This is a genomic window from Propionicimonas sp. T2.31MG-18 (assembly GCF_964266745.1).
Taxonomy (GTDB): Bacteria; Actinomycetota; Actinomycetes; order Propionibacteriales; family Propionibacteriaceae; genus Propionicimonas.
Genome location: NZ_CAXWGX010000003.1, coordinates 19,494 through 35,778 on the forward strand (window position 1 = coordinate 19,494; position 16,285 = coordinate 35,778).

The following is a 16,285-nucleotide window of genomic DNA, read 5'->3' on the forward strand; positions in this document are numbered from 1 at the left end:
TCAGGTCGCCGCCTGTTCCGCGGTCAGCCGGACGCGGCGCTCCAGCGCCGGCACGGGGTCCGGGACGGCCGGGGCGGGCGCGCGCCGCGTGGGCAGCGGGGGCCACAGGTGTTCGGGGAGGACGCCCGGCAGGTCGGGGACGGACTGTCCCGGGCCGGGTCGGACCGGCGGCGGCACGGGGAGGGGCGTGGCGTCCGATGCCGGCTGCTCCGCCACCTCCGGCGAGGGCCACGCCCTCGGCCGGACGGGCCCGGCTGCCTGCTCTGGCGGGCCGGGCAGGTCCTGCGGCGGGACGGAGCCGGTCCCGCGATCGTGTGGTGGCGCGGCGTCGCCGGGGCGGTGACCGACCTCCTGCGGGCCGGCGGTGTGTCGCGCGTCCGGACGGACCGCCGGGGCAGCCGAGGCCCGCGGGCGGACCAGGGGCGCGAACCCCGCGCCCGGCTCCGGGGCAGCGGGTGGCGCCTGCGAGGGACGCTGCGCGACTGGTACCGCCCGGGATGCGGGCGGGTCGGGGCGGCGCAGGCCGCGCGGACGCACCCACGCCCCGGCCTCCTCGCGACGCGGTCGCACGACCGGCGCGGCCGGCTCACGGGCGGCCTGTGCGGCGCCCTCCTCGCTGCCGGGACGGAGCGGGGCGGCCGGGTCGTCGGTGTGCCGGTGTGGCCCCCGTGCGCGCGGCGGGCCGGCGGGCCGGGGCGGCTCCGGGACGCTCCGGGTGTCCCGAGTGTCTCCGGCCGGCCGGGCGGGCGCGGGCCTCATGGGACGGCCGGGTGCCGGGGCCGGCGGCGCGACGGTGTCCCGCGGCGGTGCAGCCGCGGACCCGGACGGCGGCTCGGTGTCCCCGAACCGCCAGCGGCGCATCCGGTAGGTGCGCCCCTCACGGCCCGCCCGACGTGCCGCTGCGCGGACGCGCTCGGCCCAGAAGTCGGGGGCGCCGTCCAGGACGACGCCCTCGGGGGCGGGGTCGAGCGTCTCGGCGAACCCCCTCAGCCAGCCGGCGAGCCGGCTACGCCATGGGGGTTGCCGGAGCACTCGTGGGTGCTGCCGAGGCATCGTCCAGCTCCAACCGGTCGTAGGCGAGCGTCAGGGACTCGATGGCGATCTCGTTGCCGCCGGCGTCGAGGTCGGGCGCGAACAGTGCGCACGGCCAGGAGCCGATCAGGTTCAGCCGCCGCACCTCCCGCGAGCCGGAGTCGTCGAGCATCGCGATCGAGACGTTCTCTCGGCGCACGCGGCCCTCGATGGCCTCGAACAGCCAGCGGATCATCGCCGTGGAGTCGGTCAGCCCGTACCTCAGCGTGACCGGCAGGTACTCCACCCGTCCGGGGATCGCCCGCACCTGGGCGTGCTCGCCGCCGGCCCGGTAGAGGATGCGCTCGAGCTTCACGCCGAGGCCCTCGATCTTCACGAAGTGGGCCTGCACCGTCCCCTGGAACTCGAACTTGAAGTTGTAGGCGCGGTACGGGTCCTGCGGTGCCCCCGGAGCGGCCTGCGGCTGGGGCTGGGGCTGGATGGTCATCTCACTCCCGTCGACTGGACGGCGGCCAGGTCGGCCGACTGGCTCAACTGGAACACCACGAACTCGGCCGGCTTCACCGGCGCGATCCCGATGAGGGTGACCACCCGGCCGGCGTCACGGACCTCGGGCGGGTTGGTCTCCGCGTCGCACTTGACGAAGAACGCCTGCTGCGGTGTCTCCCCGACCAGGGCCCCGTCGCGCCACACGTTGGTGAGGAACGCGGTGACGTCCCTGCGCAGCGCCGCCCACAGCGGGTGGTGGTTGGGCTCGAACACGGCCCAGCGCGTGCTCTTCAGCACGGTCTCCTTGATCATGTTCGTGAGTCGCCGCACGTTGATGTAGCGGAACTCGCTCGACTCGGCGGCGAGCGTCCGACCGCCCCAGACCAGGAGGCCCTCGCCCGGGAAGAACCGGATGCAGTTGATGCCGGCGGGGTTGAGCACCTCCTGCTCGCCCTTCGACACCGGGCGGACGATCCCCAGCGCCCCCGCGATCGGGGTGTTGGCCGGCGCCTTGTGGACGCCGCGGGTGGCGTCCGTGCGGGCCCACACGCCGGCGAGGTGCCCCGACGGCGGTGCGGTGACCTGCTTGCCCGAGACCGGGTCGTTCACGATCAGCCACGGGAAGTAGGCCGCCGCGTACCCGCCCGGCGAGATCGGCGGACGCAGCCCGCGCCCGGCCGGCGCGGCGGAGGCAGCGTCCCCGCCGCCCGAGGCCGCCGGGGCGGTCACCGTCCCCACCTCGGTGAGCTGGTTGACGTCGTCCACCTGCTCGACGGTGTCGAGGATCGCCACCCGGTCCTGGCGGAGCTCGTGCTCGCAGTGGGTGATCAGCGCGTCGTAGGACGCCGGGTCGGTGTAGCCGGGGGCGGCCACGATCGCGACGTCGTCCACGGCCTCCAGCAGGGTGAGCCCGGTCGGGCGCTTGGCGGTACCCGTGAGGCTGCCGCCCGTCCCGACGTTGACGACGTAGGCCCGGGTGCCGCCGTTGGAGAAGAACCCGTACACGGCCGTGCTCAGCGGTGTGCCCTCCGTGGCGTCGCCGACGAACGTCCTGACGAACTGGGTCCAGTTGTCGATCGGCACCACGACGTCCTTGGGGGCGTCCTTGCCGGGCGCGACCCCGACCACCCCCAGGCTGCTGGTCCCGACTCTCCCGAACGGTCTGGTACCGCCCGGCACCTCTTCGACGTACACCCCTGGCGCGCGGTAGTCCGGCATGGGTCAACCCCCTTCGTGGTTGGGTAGGACGAGACGGAGCCCGGTGGGTGACGCGGGCACCTCGACGGTGGCCCGGCGGGCCCCGCGGGAAACGGTGAGCGTGGTGGGGCGCGACAGCCCGGGCAGGCTGAACGCGCCGGCCGCGTCGGTCGTGACCCGCTGCCGGGTGAGCCCGGAACTCACCTCCGCGCCGGGGACGGCGGCGCCGTCCGGGTCGACGACGGTGCCGGTGAGCGCGACCAGCGGCTGGAGGTCGACGACCACCTGCTCCACCGGCGGCGCTGTCGGCTCGGGGACGGCCACGCTGACCGGCAGCCCGATCAGGAACCCGAAGCCGGGGCGGTCCTTGGGCAGGGACTCGAGCCGGGTGTGCGTCACCGACTCCGCGGCCAGCAGGAGCGCCTCGGTGAGCCCGAGGACGTCGTCTCCGGAGGTCTCGACGGCCACCCGCAACTCGAGGTCGAGCAGGGCGCCCGCGCGGCGTGACCGCCCGACGCGGTCCAGCGCGAGCGGCGTGACGAGGACGGCGGGCCGGGGGCCGTCGTGCGGCTGGCCCGGCCGGACGAGCTGGAGCCCGGCCGTCCCGGACGCCGCGGTCAGGACCGTGACGAGGCCGTCCAGAGCCTCCTGGGTGGCGCTCATGGCGACCCCAGCACGGGAGTGCTCGCGTGTTCCACGGCGATGTCCTCACACGGTGGGCGTTTCGGACAGTAGAGCGGCACGCGAGGCGGGCGATAGGTGTGCGGCGGCGGTAGTAATGCCCAACCACCGCAGGTATCACCCGGCCCGTGAGACGCTCCGGGCGCGCGGCCTCAGCCGGGGGTCGAGGCTCCGGGGCTTCGGTGGGGCCGGCTTCTGGCGTGTCCCCGCGCGGCAGGGGAGAATGCGTCCCATGTCCCCCCGGCATCGCACGTCCCCCTCGTCCCGTCACGCCCGGCGCTGGCTGGGCGGCGCCGTGGCCGCCGGTCTGGTCGTGCTCTGCGGGCCGGGGGTCGCGCCGTCGGTCGCCGTCGTGCCGCCCGCCGCGCCCCTGGCCGCGCCGCGCGCCGTGCCAGCGCCCGCTGTCGCACCGGCGGCACCGCTCGCCGTCCCGCTCGCCGCGGACGCCCCGCTGCCGGATCCCGCCATCCTGACCGCGCGGCTGAAGAAGGTCTCCACGAAGGGCATCCAGAAGGTGGGGGTGGTGGTCACGACCACAGACGGGCAGGTGCTCGCCGACCGTTCGTCGGGCACGCCGCTCACGCCGGCCTCGACGATGAAGCTCTTCACCACGATGGCCGCCCTCGACGCGCTGGGGCCCGAGCGCACCTTCGCCACGCGGGTGGTCGACGCGGACGGCAAGCGGATCGTCCTGGTGGGCGGCGGCGACCCGCTGCTCACCGACAAGACGTCCACCTCCTCGTACAAGACGGCCTCGCTGCAGAAGCTCGCCGCGGCGACCGTTGCCGCGCTCAGGGCAGCCGGACGCACCAGCGTCGGCCTGCGCTACGACGCCTCGTTGTTCACCGGGCCCACCTTCAGCCCCGACTGGAAGTCGAAGTGGCTGGGCTGGGAGGCCCGCGTCGCCGCGCTGGAGATCAACTCCGGCAAGGTGTCGGGTGGACGGGCCGCGTCCAACCCGCCGAAGACCGCGGCCAAGGCCTTCGCCGCGCGGTTGCGCGCCGCGGGCATCACCGTCACCTCCATCCTGCCCGCCACCGCGCCCGCGGGGGCGACAGAGCTGGCTCGGGTCACGTCCACCACCACCGCCCGGATCGTCCACCGCACCCTGCTGCTCAGCGACAACGTCGCCGCGGAGACGCTCTCGCGGCACGCCGCGCTCGCCAACGGGCGGGCGGGGAGCTTCGCCGGGGCCGCGGCGAACGTCACGGCGTGGGCGGCGGACAACGGCCTGTGGGTCACCGGGCAAAGGATCCTGGACGGCAGCGGGCTCGCTCCGGGCAGCCGGCTCGCGCCCGCGGCGCTGGCGGCCGCCGTCCGGCTCGCGCTCGCGGAGGACCGGTTCGCCCCGGTCATCGGCGGACTGCCGGTGGCCGCGGAGTCCGGCACCCTCAAGTACAGGTTCGATGACCGGTCCGAGGCCGCCGGGCGGCACGTCGTCCACGCCAAGACAGGGACGCTGAGCGGGCTCGCCGGGCTCGCCGGCTACGTGACCACCGCGGACGGCGCGCTGCTGGTGTTCGCCGAGCTGGGGAACAAGGCCACCAGCTACTACCGGGTCTACGACTGGCTCGACCGTGAGGCGGCCGTGATCGCCGGGTGCGGCTGCCGCTGAACCCTGGAGCGCGGCTGGGCCCGCGCGCGGCGTCCGGGGGTCAGGCGGTGAGCCGGACGCCGACCGGACGGGCGTCCTCTGCGCTCCACAGCGACGCGCCGGCCGTCCGGTTGGTCCACGTGGGCCGCCAGTCCTCGACGCTGGCCTCGGCATCGTCGGACTCGTACACCACGACGCCCTGGAACTCGGGGTGGAACCTCAGGAGGTGCTCCACGCCCTGGAGGCGGGTGTGGAAGCGGTCGTCGCAGCCGCCGCAGACGTAGCGGGTGTCGGGCTCGACGAGCTGGTCGAGCCAGTTCTCGAGGCGGCTCAGCAGGCGCTCGGTGATCGTGCTCATCTCTGGTCCTCCAGTCGGGGGTGGTGGAGGTGTAGGCGGCCCCGCCGCGACGGCAGTGTGCAGCGGGGCCGGTGTACCACACCGAAGTGTGGCCGGAGTCGGAGGGGGGACGGCTCCGGCCGATCTGGCCCGGGTGGGGGGTCCTGCCCGGGGTCCTGCCCGCCGCGCCCGTGGGGGTCCGGGACGTCGTCGCCGGGGGAGTGCGACGACGCGTGCGACGGAGTACTTCGCCTCTTGAGTTGTGCCGCCTCTGCGGCGCACCACCAGATTCACCCATCCCCGAGCGCCGATCCAGCCCCGACGGCCGCTTGGTCCCGCTGTTGGTTACCCAAATAGCCGCGCCCTTGGTCATCCCGGCCGCGCGCGTCCCCACGCTCCGCCCGCCCTCCCCTCGCCCCCGGTTTGCTCCCGAACGCAACTCCTGCCGCCGAAAAACCGGCAGCGAGCGTTGCGTTCGGAAGCGAACGCAACGCGTGCGGCTGCTGGTACGGCGGCTGCCCAGCCCTGGGGCGCGGCTACCAGGGTCGGTCTGTGGCACGCCGCTCGCGGGTGCCCGCCTGGCTTCGCCTCGCCCTCCTCCCCGTTGCACCCGAATGTCACTCTTGCCGCCGGAATTCCGGTAGCGGGAGTTGCTTTCGGGAGCGAGCGCGGCGGGTGGGGCTGGTGGGATGGGGGCGCGGGGAGCGGCGCGGCCTGCGTCCCTCTCGGTTGGCGCTCCCGATTGTCACTCTTGCCGCCGGAATTCCGGTAGCGGGAGTTGCTCTCGGGAGCGAGCGCGGCGGGTGGGGCGGGTGGGACGCGGGCGTGTCAGTGGTGGACGGGCTGGTGGGACGGCGTGGGCGCCGCGGGACGCGTCCCTCCCGGTTTGCCCCCGAATGCCACTCTCGCCGCCGGAATTCCGGTAGCGGGAGTTGCTTTCGGGAGCGAGCGCGGCGGGTGGGGCTGGTGGGACGGGGGAGCGGCACGGCGTGGGCTGGTGGGACGGGGGAGGGGGAGCGGCGGCGCCCCCGGGCGGCGGACCGGGCGGCCGGAAGAGGCGGCTCGGCGGCGCGGCTCACGGGAGCGCTGGGTGGGGCCGGTAATACTGGACGGAGCCCGCTCGCCTTCCCCGCAGGAGTTCCATGGCCACGACAGCACAGCCCGGCGTGGCACTGCCGTCCCCGCTGCGTCGCAGCCAGGGCGTCGCATTGCGCCGCTCCCTCGTGCTGATGGGCATGACGGTCGTGCTGCCGGGCTCCGCCCAGCTGGCGGTCGGCAAGCGCCGCCTCGGCCGTGTCGCGGTCCGCACCTGGCTGGCGATCGTGGTCGCGGTGCTGGTGCTCGCGCTGCTCCTGCTCACGCCCGCTCGCGCGCTGCTCATCGGCCTCTACGCCAACCCGGTCACGCTCACCGTCCTGAAGTGGGTCGCCCCCGTGCTCGGTGCCGGCTGGATCCTGCTGCTCCTGGACGCGTGGTGGCTGGCCAACCCACGCCACCTGTCGACGGCCGGACGGTGGGTCTCTGGCATCGTGGCCCTCGCGCTCGCGATCACCAGCGGCACGATCGCCTGGACGGCGTCCTCCGCGTTCGGCACCCAGGCCAAGCTCTTCGGCAACGTGTTCGGTGGCGGCGGCACGTCCCAGGTGCAGAACGGACGGATCAACGTCCTGCTGCTCGGCGGGGACGCGGGCGCCGACCGCACCGGCCTCCGCCCGGACTCCATGACGGTCGCCAGCATCGACGCGGAGACCGGCCGGACGGTGCTGTTCAGCCTCCCGCGCAACATGCAGCACGCGCCGTTCCCGGCGGACTCCCCGCTGCACGCGAAGTACCCGAACGGCTACTTCTGCCACGTCAAGAACCTCGCCGACGCGTGCATGCTGAACGGCGTCTACACCCTCGCCGTGCAGAACAAGAAGCTGTTCCCCGGAGTGAAGTACCCCGGCGTCGAGGCCACCAGGGGCGTGATCGAGGAGACCCTCGGACTGAAGATCAACTACTGGGCGATGATCGACCTGAAGGGCTTCCAGCAGCTGATCAACGCTGTCGGCGGCATCCGGCTCGACATCGGCAAGCGCGTGCCGATCGGCAGCCTGCACGGCCCGAAGGGCGTCTACGACTGGATCGAGCCCGGCAAGAACGTCAAGCTCGACGGCTTCCACGCCCTCTGGTTCGCCCGCTCGCGGGAGTACTCCACCGACTACGAGCGGATGATCCGCCAGAAGTGCGTGATGAACGCCATGCTGCGCCAGCTCAACCCGACGACGGTGCTCACCAAGTTCCAGGACATCGCCGCGGCCGGCGAGCAGATCGTCGCGACCAACGTTCCGACCTCGGAGCTGGGCACGCTGCTCGACCTCGCCGTGAAGGGCAAGAGCCTGCCGATGGCCTCTGTCAGCTTCACCCCGCCACTGGTCGTCCCGATGGACCCCGACTTCGCCAAGATCCGCACCGTGGTGAAGGACCGGATCGCCGAGTCCGAGGCCGCGGACGCCGCGCCGACCGCGTCCGCGTCCACCTCCGCGCCGGCTGATGGCACCGCGTCACCGAAGCCGACAGGGACGAAGAGCGGCAAGCCCAGCAAGACCAACACCGACAACCTCGACAGCGTCTGCAAGGTCAGCGGCTGACCCGCCCCGGCCCGCGGCCCGGGAAGCGGGGCAGGCTCAGAGCTTGCCCGATCCCAGGATCGAGAACACCCAGGTGCCGACCTCGCTGGTGACCTCGCGGCCGGTCGGGAAGTCGGTCACCCGGGTCATCACGGCCATCCGGTAGTCGCGGCCGTCGCCCTGGACGCCGCCCATCGAGTTCACCGCCCACAGGTTGTCGGTGGACTGGAACTGGACCCAGCCGTTCTTGAGGTGGGCCGACACGGTCGCGGACCGGGGCTTGCCGATTCCCCAGGCCTGGTCGTCCTGCACCTGGCCCATGAGGTCCCACACGAACCGGCACTCGTCGTCGGTCAGGGCCGTGGAGCCGCCCGTGGCGAGGGTCCGCGCGAGCAGCACCTGGTCCTGCGGGGTCGTCCAGGTCCAGCTCCACTGGTCGGACTTCTTCTCGTCCAGGTGGGTGTGGGTCATGCCGAGCTCGTCGGCCAGCGACTGGTAGCCCTGGTAGCCGGCGTAGGTCCACAGCGCCGTGGCCGCGTCGTTGTCGGAGTTGCGGATGGCCTTCTGCGCGTGCTCGACGTTCTCGGGGCTCAGCGTGCCGCCGTCGGCGCGCGCCTTGCGCAGCGCCATGCACACGATCATCGGCTTGGCCATGGACGCGCTCTGGCTGGCGTAGTCGCCGTGGAAGCTGTAGGTGCCGCCGCTGCGGACGTCCTCGACGTACACCCCGAACGCCTGGTTGCCGTCGGCGATCGTGGCGAGCACGTCGTCCAGCTGCTCGGGCAGGGATCCGGTCGGGGAGGCGGTCGGGCGGGCAATGGACGGCCCGCCGCAGGCGGCGAGCAGGGACGCGGCGCCCGCGCCGGCGGTCGCCAGCCCCACGCGGGTGAGCAGGGTGCGGCGCGAGAGCATGCGGCCTCCGTCGGGTAGGGGAGTGGCGCTGGCCATCATGCCACCGGGCCCGTGGTCCGCTCGGCAGCGACGATCCGTGCCAGCGCTTCCGGCTCCACCGGGCCCTCCACCACGACCGCGGAGCCGCCGCCGAGCACCGGCCCGAGGAGCGCGGAGGCCAGCGTCTCCCACGCGGTCGACGGGCGCACCAGCACGCGTCCGGCCCGCGGCGCGACGAGGCCGGTGTCGCCGTGGCTGCGGGCACTCCCGTCGCCGGACCAGGCGAGGGCGGACGCGGGCACGGCCACGGCGGCGTGCGCGTCGGGCTGGGCGAGTGCCTCCGTGCTGAAGTCGAGGACGCCGTCTCCGAGCCCGCGCAGACCCAGCCCGAGGGGGTGCAGCGAGCAGGCGAGGGTGGTCAGCCCGGCGTGTGCGCGGGGGTCCTCGGGGCCGGTGACCACCACCTCGCACGTGGCGTCCGGCGCTCCGGCGACGTACGCCAGCCCCCGCTGCCAGGCCGCCAGCGGCCACACCAGGCTCATCCAGTGGCCGGGGTGGGCTGCGCTCACCGGGCCGGCGACCGCACGCTCCGCACCGAGCTCCTCCAGGAGGTTGGCCGTCTTGTCCACCCAGTTGGCGACCGTGCGCACGCTCAGCTCGGTGCGCGCGCCGGTCTCGGGGCGGTACCAGGTGAGCAGCGGGTCGGCGCCGCCTCCCCTCGCCCGTCGGGAGAGCGCGCTGACCACGGGATTCTCACCAACCGGAGTACCTGCCACCCGGTCATGGTAGGCGTGCCCTACCCTCGAGGCGTGCGATATGTCGTGATCATGGCCGGTGGGTCCGGGACGCGGTTGTGGCCGCTGTCCCGGCAGGGAACGCCCAAGCAACTGCTGCCGCTGGTCGGCGGGAAGAGCCTGCTGCGGCTCGCGTTCGAGCGCTCGCTGGCCTCCGTCCCCGCCGAGCGGGTGTGGGTGGTCACCGGGGCTGCGTACGCCGACGTGGTCGCCGCGCAACTGCCGGAACTGCCCGCGGGCAACATCCTCGGCGAGCCGGTGGGACGCGACTCGCTCAACGCCGTCGCCTGGCCCGCGGCCGTCCTGCACCGGCTCGACCCGGACGCGGTGATCGCGCAGGTCTCCGCCGACCAGGTGATCGAGCCGGTGGACGTGTTCGCCGGCTGCCTCGGCACCGCCTACGCCGTGGCCGAGGCGGACCCGTCCGTGCTGGTCACCCTCGGCGTGGTGCCGACCAGCCCGCACACCGGCTACGGCTACCTGCACCGCGGGGCGGCCCTTCCCGGCTTCGAGGGTGCCCATGCCGTGCTCGACTTCGCGGAGAAGCCCGCGCGCGAGGTGGCAGAGGGGTACCTCGCCTCCGGCGAGTACTGGTGGAACTCCGGCATGTTCGTGTGGCGTGCGGCCACCCTGCTGGAGCAGCTGCGACTGCTGCTCCCCGCCACCCACGCGTCGATCACGGAGCTCGCCGAGCACCCCGACCGGCTCGCGCAGATCTTCCCCGGCCTCGCCAGGACCTCCGTCGACTACGGCGTGATGGAGCCGGTGTCGGCCGGCCACGGCAGCGCGCACGTCGCAGCGGTCGCGCTGCCGGTCTCCTGGCGTGACGTCGGCGGCTACCAGAGCCTGGCCGAGATCCTCGGCACCGACGCCGCGGGCAACGCCGTGTCGGGGCTGAGCGTGTCGATCGACGCAGCGGACAACGTCGTGGTCAACGACGACGACGGCTCGGTGGTCGCGCTGCTCGGCGTGAGCGGGCTCGTGGTCGTGCGGACGCCGTCCGCGACGCTGGTGGCACGCGCGGAGGACGCCGAGCGGATCAAGGAACTGGTCGCCGCGGTCACGCTGCAGGCCGGGCCGCAGTTCGCGTGAGCGCGACGTCCCGCCGGTAGCGGGCGGCGCCACCGCAGGCGCCCGGCTGGCTAGGCTGGCCGGTGCACCCCTGGGAGGAACCTGAGCATGATCGAGAACCTGAAGCGGATCCGCGAGCCCCTGGCCTGGATCCTGATCGCGCTCGTCGCCGCCAACCTGGTCCTCGGGATCGTTCAGCTGGTGCTCCAGGTGCAGCAGGCCGTCCCGCCGTTCGAGGCGTTCCAGGCCATCGGCGGCTCGCTGATGAACATCTCGCTGCTGGTCGCCGTGATCGTCGTCGTCTGCACCTGCTTCTTCATCGCCCCCGCGACCCGGCACGCCCGCACGCTCACCCTGGTGGCGGCGTGGGTGCTCACCATCGGGGTGATTCTGACGCTGGTCAGCTACGCGCTCGGCGCGGCGGCCGCGGACAACGCGCTGGGGCGCGTGCTGGAGATCGTGGGCGCGCTGCTCGACCTGATCCTGAAGGGCATCGCCGCGGGCTCGCTGTGGGTGCTGCTGAGCGGGGTGAACGCGGGGCGCATCGACACCGCGCCGCTCGCGCTGCCTGCGCCCGAGGAGGCGGAGGACACGGCCGGCGAGCTCCCCTCGGAGACCGAACCGCGCACCACCTGGCAGCGTGGCGAGGCCGCCGGCGCCGTGTGGCGGACCGCGGACGAGGCGGCCGCCGGCGCGCCGGGGGCGACCCGGATGCCGTCCGGCCAGGAGGCCCCGATCTTCCGCGACGAGGCCGCGTCGGCGGCCCGGGACGAGCCCGCGGGGCAGTGAAGGCCGCCGGGGTCCCCCGTTCGGGGGACCGGGCGACCGGGGGCCGAATGGTAGCCCACCGGGGTTGACTTATCGCGAATGACAGGCGTGTAATTCTCTTCAAGTAGTTCGCGCTTTTTCGGGCGGGCTGGGTCGAGGAGTTGGTCGCATGCAGGAACTGTTCCTGGTCACGGAGCCGGACGCCGAGGGCGTCCTCGGCTGGCAGGACCGCGCTCTCTGCGCCCAGACGGATCCGGAGGCCTTCTTCCCCGAGAAGGGCGGTTCCACGCGGGAGGCCAAGAAGGTCTGCCTCTCCTGCGACGTCCGGTCCGAGTGCCTCGAGTACGCCCTGTCCAACGATGAGCGGTTCGGCATCTGGGGCGGGCTCAGCGAGCGCGAGCGCCGCCGCCTCAAGAAGCGCGCGATCTGACCCGTCCCCGGGGCGTGTCCGTGCCCCGGCGGTAGGCTGTGCCTCCGGTCGAGCCGATCTTCCGGAAAGGGTGTGCGTGAGCGAGGGCAGTGTCGAGTCCGGTGAGGACCCCTGGGCCTGGTTGCACACCATCGACCACGAGGCTCCCGCCGACTACAGCGCCTTCCACGTCGTGGCGGCGATCCTCCCCGTCGCCGGTGAGCCGTCCGCGGCCCGCTGCCGGGCAGCGGTGGAGGCCTCGGACGTCGTCGTCGAGGACGTGGTGGACGACCTCGCCCCCGATGCGGACGGCGACTGGTTCTGGCTCCTCCCGGACGAGACCGAGCCCGCTCCCGGCGCCCTCGCCGCCCTGCTCGAGCGCGTGCGGCGCGATCCGTCGGCCGCCGTCGTGGGGGCGTTGCTGATCGAGCCGCGGCGTCGTGGGGCGGGGACGCTGGTGCGCGACTGGGCCCAGACCATCAGCGGCAGCGGGCGGCTGCGTCCGCTGACCGAGCCCGGCGAGCTCTACCAGGGCCAGCTCGGCGCGGTGCCCGCGCTCGGCGTCCCGCTGGGCGGGCTGCTGGTGCGTGGGGACGCGTGGCGCTTCCTCGGCGGGCTCAATCCGGAGCTTCCCCGCAGCCACCAGGGTCTGGACCTCGGCTGGCGGGCGAACCTCGCCGGCTACCGCGTGCTGGCCGACCCGGAGGCGCATGTGGTGGACCACTCCCGCGCCGACGACCCGGCGGACGAGCGTGCCGCGGGTCTCGCGCTCGTCGCGGGCAACACACGCGCGGCGCGGCGCTGGCTCACCTCCGCGCGCCTGGTCGTGGTGACCCTGCTCACCGCCCTCGGCTACCTGCTCGGCAAGGACCCGGAACGGGCCTCCGAAGAGGTGCGGGGTCTCGGTCGCTGGCTGGGGGGTCGCAGCCTGCGGCACTCGGTGACCGACCGGCTGGCCGCCCTGCCGATCACGCCCGCGGCCCGCCAGGCGACCCGACGGCTGCGTCCCGGCCGGTGGGCCGGGGTGCAGCGGGGGGCCGAGCAGGTCGCCGCGCGCCTCGTGGAGTGGGTGCAGACCTTCACCGGTCGCGGCAGCGGGGTGAGCCTGGACGAGATGACCGGCGACGACTTCGCCGCGACCGGCGACGTGCGCTACCGGCTGCCGCTCGCCGCCACCGGCGTCCTGGTTCTCTGCGCCGCAGCGCTCGTGGCTGCCCGGACGGTGTTCGGCACGGGCTCGCTCACCGGGCCGCAGCTGCTCGCAGCGCCGGACGACTGGACCGGCCTGCTGGCCTCCTACCTGTCCCCGGTTCCCGGGTCGGCGCACGTCTCGGGCGCGCCGTGGGCCGGCCTGGCGTCGTTGTTCTCGCTGGTCACCCTCGGGCGCCCGGAGTGGCTGGTAACCGCCACGTTCCTGCTGGCCGTGCCGCTGGCCTGGCTGATGGCCTTCCGGCTGCTGCGACAGGTGGTCGCCGACCGGAGGCTCGCCGGTCTCGGCGCGCTCGGGTACGCGCTCGCGCCGGCCCTCCTCGGCGGGCTCAACGCCGGCGCGTTCGGGCTGGCCGCCACCTCCGTCCTGCTGCCCATGCTGGGGTACGGCTGCTGGCTGTGGCTCGCGGACGGTGGGTGGAGCTGGCGTCGCGCCGGCGCGGTCGCCTTCTGGATGCTGCTGGCCTGTGCCCTCGTCCCGGCGTTCTGGGCGGTGGGGCTCGCCGCAGCACTCCTCACCGCGCTTCCTGCGCGCCGCGCCCGGGCGTGGGCGCAGTGGGGCGTGGTGCTCGCCGCGCCGCTGCTGCTGCTCGTCGGCCCGTGGGGGCCCACCGTCCTGCGCTACCCGGGACGCCTGCTCACCGGCATCGAGGCCCAGCTCGCGCCGTCCGCGGCGGTGGAGCCGTGGGACGTCCTGCTCGGCCGCACCCTGGCCGGTTCGCCGCCGCTGTGGCTCTCCCTCGCCTTCGTCACCGTCTTGTGGATCGCGGCCGTTGCCGGCGCCGTCCGCAGTCCCGGGATCTCGGGCCGGGCACTGCTGGGGGCGGGCGCTGCCGGCCTCGTGGCGCTCGGCCTCACCCGGCTGGTCGTCGAGGTGCCGCCCGGCGCCTGGGTGCGCCCGCAGGCGCTGGAGTGGCAGCTGGCCCTGGTGGGGGCGCTGGTGCTGGCCGCCAGCGCCGGTCTCGACGGGATCGCCACCGAACTCCAGGGCCACGACCTCGGCGTCCGCCACCTGGCCAGCCTCGGGCTCGCGGTCGTGTGCGTCGCGGCGATGCTGCTCGGTGGCGGCTGGTGGGTGGTCGCGGGACAGGTGGGGGTGACGCGCCAGCCGGTCGGCGGCGTGCCGGCCTTCGTCCGCAACGCCCAGCTCTCCGACACCCCGGGTCGCACGCTCGCCCTCGTCGCCGGGGAGGGGACGGTGCGCTGGGCCCTGCTCGAGGGCGACTTCGCCCGGCTCGGCGACGCCGAGCGCGGCACGGCCTTCGGCGGAGACCCTGCCGCCAAGCAGCTGGCCGCCTCGGTGGCCGCGCGGCTCGTCGGCGACAGCGCGGACGACCAGCTGCTGCCCGACCTCGTCACGCTCGGCGTGTCGTACGTGACCCTCACCGGCGGGGACGCCGGCCAGCGGCTGGCGATCAACAGCGTGCCCGGCCTCGGCCTGGGCACCGGTGACGCCACCCAGTTCGTGTGGCCGGTGCCCGACTCCGCGATCGCGGTCGTCAGCGGCCAGGAGTCGAGGGTGCCGGTGGGGCAGGGCGCGGTGATCGCGCCGGGTGCCCCCGACCGGCTGTTGCGCCTCGCCGAGCCCCCGGACGACCGGTGGGAGGTGAGCGTCGGCGCCGGCCGCCTGGAGCGGGCCCCCGGCGGCGAGCCGGGGACGCAGTTCGCCGTGGGCGCCGCGTCCGGCCCCCTGGACTACCGGCTGCGCGACGGCGCGGCGTGGTGGCTGTGGGTGCAACTGGCCGGCCTCGTCCTGCTGGCGATCATGGCCGCGCCGTCGGTGCGGCGCCGGAGTGAGGACAGCGGCCCGCGCCGCGCCGCGGGAGGTGCGTCGTGAACCGCTGGATCGGGCCCGGCGCCGTCGTGGCCGTCCTCGCCGTGGCGACGGCCGCCTCGGCGCTCGCCGGCCCCCCGCCGCTTCCGGAGACGCCGTTCGCGGCGACCGAGACGCGCTCGTCCGTCGTCTGCCCGGGCTTCGCGTCGGCGACGGGCGCGGTGCGGGTCGCCGCCACGGCGACCGGGCCCGGCCTGCGCACCGCCCCGGTCACCGACCCGGGGAAGGCCACGGACGCCTCCGGCCTGCACGTGGTGGACGCCCCCGGTGCCCCCGTGCGCGTGTCGGCGCTGTTGCCGGCGCCCTTCGGCGCCACCACGGTCGTCGCCGCGGCCACGGGTCCCGACCGCGGGCTCTCGGCCGCGGCCTGCCTCGCGCCGGCGACCGACCACTGGTTCGCCGGGGCGGACATCCGCACCATCGCGCAGTCGGAGGTCGTGGTCGCCAACCTCGACGGCTCCCAGGCGTCGGTGGACGTGCTCGCCTACGGGGCCGACGGACGGATCACGGCCCCCCGCGGCGTGCTGGTGGACGGTAACGCCGTCGAGACGATCTCGCTGGGCGGCCTCGACCGCGTCTCCGGGCCGATCACGCTGCGGGTGAGCAGCGGCGACGGTCGCGTCGCCGCCTTCGTCCGACAGCGCACCTGGCAGCTGGACGTGCCGCTCGGCGCCGACTGGCTCCCCGCGACCGTGGCACCGGCCACCGACCTGGTCGTGCCCGGGATCCCCTCGGGCGAGGGCACCCGCTCGCTGGTGCTGACGAACCCGGGCGACCGCACCGCGACCGTCGCCGTCAGCAGCCTCACCACCGACGGCCCGGCAGACCTCGTCGGCGTCGAGCAGGTGGAGGTGCCGCCGGAGACGACGCGCACCGTCGACCTCCAGGCGGGCCTGGACGCGCGCCCGGCGGCGCTGCGGATCACCGCGACGCAGCCGGTGGCCGCGGCGGTGTGGCTCGACACCGGTGGCGGCGACGCCCGCCGCGACCCCGCCTACACCGCGGCGCTGCCGCCGCTGCCGCAGGACTCCGTGTGGCCGGTCGCGCTGGGACGCGGAGCGGCCACCGTCCTCCAGCTCGCCAACCCGGGGGCGTCCGACGCCGTGGTGACGCTCGCCACGGGAACCGGAGCGGAGCCCGGCGCCCCGACGGACGTCACGGTCCCCGCCGGCGCGATCCTCGAGGTGCCGCTTCCGAAGGCGGCCGCGACGGTGGTGCGCGTGCAGACGGCGGCCGGCGACCTGCGCGGGGCGATCGTCAGCACCGAGAAGCTGGGCAAGGTCCGCGGCCTGGCCGTGCTGGACCTCGCGGCCGGGGGCAACCGTACGGAGGTGCCGGTGGTCTTCGACCCGCACGCGGGCAGCTGACCC

General features: G+C 74.7%; 14 protein-coding genes. 7 read left to right on the forward strand and 7 right to left on the reverse strand.

The annotated features are described in order from the left end of the window. From ACFQQJ_RS03535 to ACFQQJ_RS03550, 4 genes are read right to left on the reverse strand one after another with little or no spacing between them, the layout of a single operon-like run. Complete coding sequence (locus tag ACFQQJ_RS03535; RefSeq protein ID WP_377104171.1) at nt 1–1,032, reverse strand: hypothetical protein; 1,032 nt, start codon at nt 1,030–1,032, stop codon at nt 1–3. Then, nucleotides 1,007–1,519 carry a phage tail protein gene (locus ACFQQJ_RS03540; protein ID WP_377104173.1) on the reverse strand — a complete coding sequence of 171 codons (513 nt, stop codon included), beginning with the start codon at nt 1,517–1,519 and terminating at the stop codon, nt 1,007–1,009. Before ACFQQJ_RS03540 ends, ACFQQJ_RS03535 begins: the two co-directional genes overlap by 26 nt. Beyond that, complete coding sequence (locus ACFQQJ_RS03545) at nt 1,516–2,739, reverse strand: phage tail sheath family protein (RefSeq protein ID WP_377104175.1); 1,224 nt, start codon at nt 2,737–2,739, stop codon at nt 1,516–1,518. The genes ACFQQJ_RS03540 and ACFQQJ_RS03545 overlap by 4 nt, the downstream gene beginning before the upstream one ends. A gap of 3 nt (nt 2,740–2,742) precedes the next feature. Further along, complete coding sequence (locus ACFQQJ_RS03550; RefSeq protein ID WP_377104177.1) at nt 2,743–3,381, reverse strand: carboxypeptidase-like regulatory domain-containing protein; 639 nt, start codon at nt 3,379–3,381, stop codon at nt 2,743–2,745. A 250-nt stretch (nt 3,382–3,631) separates the two neighbouring features. Between ACFQQJ_RS03550 and ACFQQJ_RS03555 the strand changes: the two genes are divergently transcribed. Next, nucleotides 3,632–5,014 carry a D-alanyl-D-alanine carboxypeptidase/D-alanyl-D-alanine-endopeptidase gene (locus ACFQQJ_RS03555; RefSeq protein ID WP_377104178.1) on the forward strand — a complete coding sequence of 461 codons (1,383 nt, stop codon included), beginning with the start codon at nt 3,632–3,634 and terminating at the stop codon, nt 5,012–5,014. A gap of 40 nt (nt 5,015–5,054) precedes the next feature. Here ACFQQJ_RS03555 and ACFQQJ_RS03560 read toward each other — a convergent pair whose 3' ends face one another. After that, nucleotides 5,055–5,351, reverse strand: coding sequence for a hypothetical protein (locus ACFQQJ_RS03560; protein WP_377104180.1), 297 nt, complete (start codon nt 5,349–5,351; stop codon nt 5,055–5,057). A gap of 1,121 nt (nt 5,352–6,472) precedes the next feature. Between ACFQQJ_RS03560 and ACFQQJ_RS03565 the strand changes: the two genes are divergently transcribed. Then, nucleotides 6,473–7,960, forward strand: a complete 1,488-nt coding sequence (locus ACFQQJ_RS03565) for an LCP family protein (RefSeq protein WP_377104182.1) — start codon at nt 6,473–6,475, stop codon at nt 7,958–7,960. A 36-nt stretch (nt 7,961–7,996) separates the two neighbouring features. Here ACFQQJ_RS03565 and ACFQQJ_RS03570 read toward each other — a convergent pair whose 3' ends face one another. Both ACFQQJ_RS03570 and ACFQQJ_RS03575 read right to left on the reverse strand, forming a co-directional pair. Continuing rightward, the gene (locus ACFQQJ_RS03570) at nt 7,997–8,851 is read right to left on the reverse strand and encodes a serine hydrolase (protein ID WP_377104184.1); all 855 of its coding nucleotides are present in this window, start codon (nt 8,849–8,851) and stop codon (nt 7,997–7,999) included. A gap of 35 nt (nt 8,852–8,886) precedes the next feature. Continuing rightward, complete coding sequence (locus tag ACFQQJ_RS03575; protein WP_377104186.1) at nt 8,887–9,606, reverse strand: TIGR03089 family protein; 720 nt, start codon at nt 9,604–9,606, stop codon at nt 8,887–8,889. A 33-nt stretch (nt 9,607–9,639) separates the two neighbouring features. On the opposite strand from ACFQQJ_RS03575, the gene ACFQQJ_RS03580 reads away from it, so the two are divergent. The 5 genes from ACFQQJ_RS03580 (at nt 9,640) to ACFQQJ_RS03600 (ending at nt 16,282) form a co-directional block, all read left to right on the forward strand. Further along, nucleotides 9,640–10,716: a mannose-1-phosphate guanylyltransferase gene (locus ACFQQJ_RS03580; RefSeq protein WP_377104188.1), complete on the forward strand. Its 1,077-nt coding sequence runs from the start codon at nt 9,640–9,642 to the stop codon at nt 10,714–10,716. Nucleotides 10,717–10,803: 87 nt separating this feature from the next. Beyond that, the gene (locus ACFQQJ_RS03585; RefSeq protein ID WP_377104189.1) at nt 10,804–11,484 is read left to right on the forward strand and encodes a hypothetical protein; all 681 of its coding nucleotides are present in this window, start codon (nt 10,804–10,806) and stop codon (nt 11,482–11,484) included. A gap of 148 nt (nt 11,485–11,632) precedes the next feature. Then, a complete protein-coding gene (locus ACFQQJ_RS03590) occupies nt 11,633–11,893 on the forward strand; it encodes a WhiB family transcriptional regulator (RefSeq protein ID WP_377104191.1) in 261 nt (86 codons plus the stop codon). Between the two features lie 76 nt (nt 11,894–11,969). Continuing rightward, nucleotides 11,970–14,918 (forward strand): hypothetical protein, encoded by a 2,949-nt coding sequence (locus ACFQQJ_RS03595; protein WP_377104193.1) that lies wholly within the window; start codon nt 11,970–11,972, stop codon nt 14,916–14,918. After that, nucleotides 14,915–16,282 carry a DUF5719 family protein gene (locus ACFQQJ_RS03600; RefSeq protein WP_377104195.1) on the forward strand — a complete coding sequence of 456 codons (1,368 nt, stop codon included), beginning with the start codon at nt 14,915–14,917 and terminating at the stop codon, nt 16,280–16,282. Before ACFQQJ_RS03595 ends, ACFQQJ_RS03600 begins: the two co-directional genes overlap by 4 nt. The last annotated feature ends 3 nt before the right edge of the window (nt 16,283–16,285 follow it).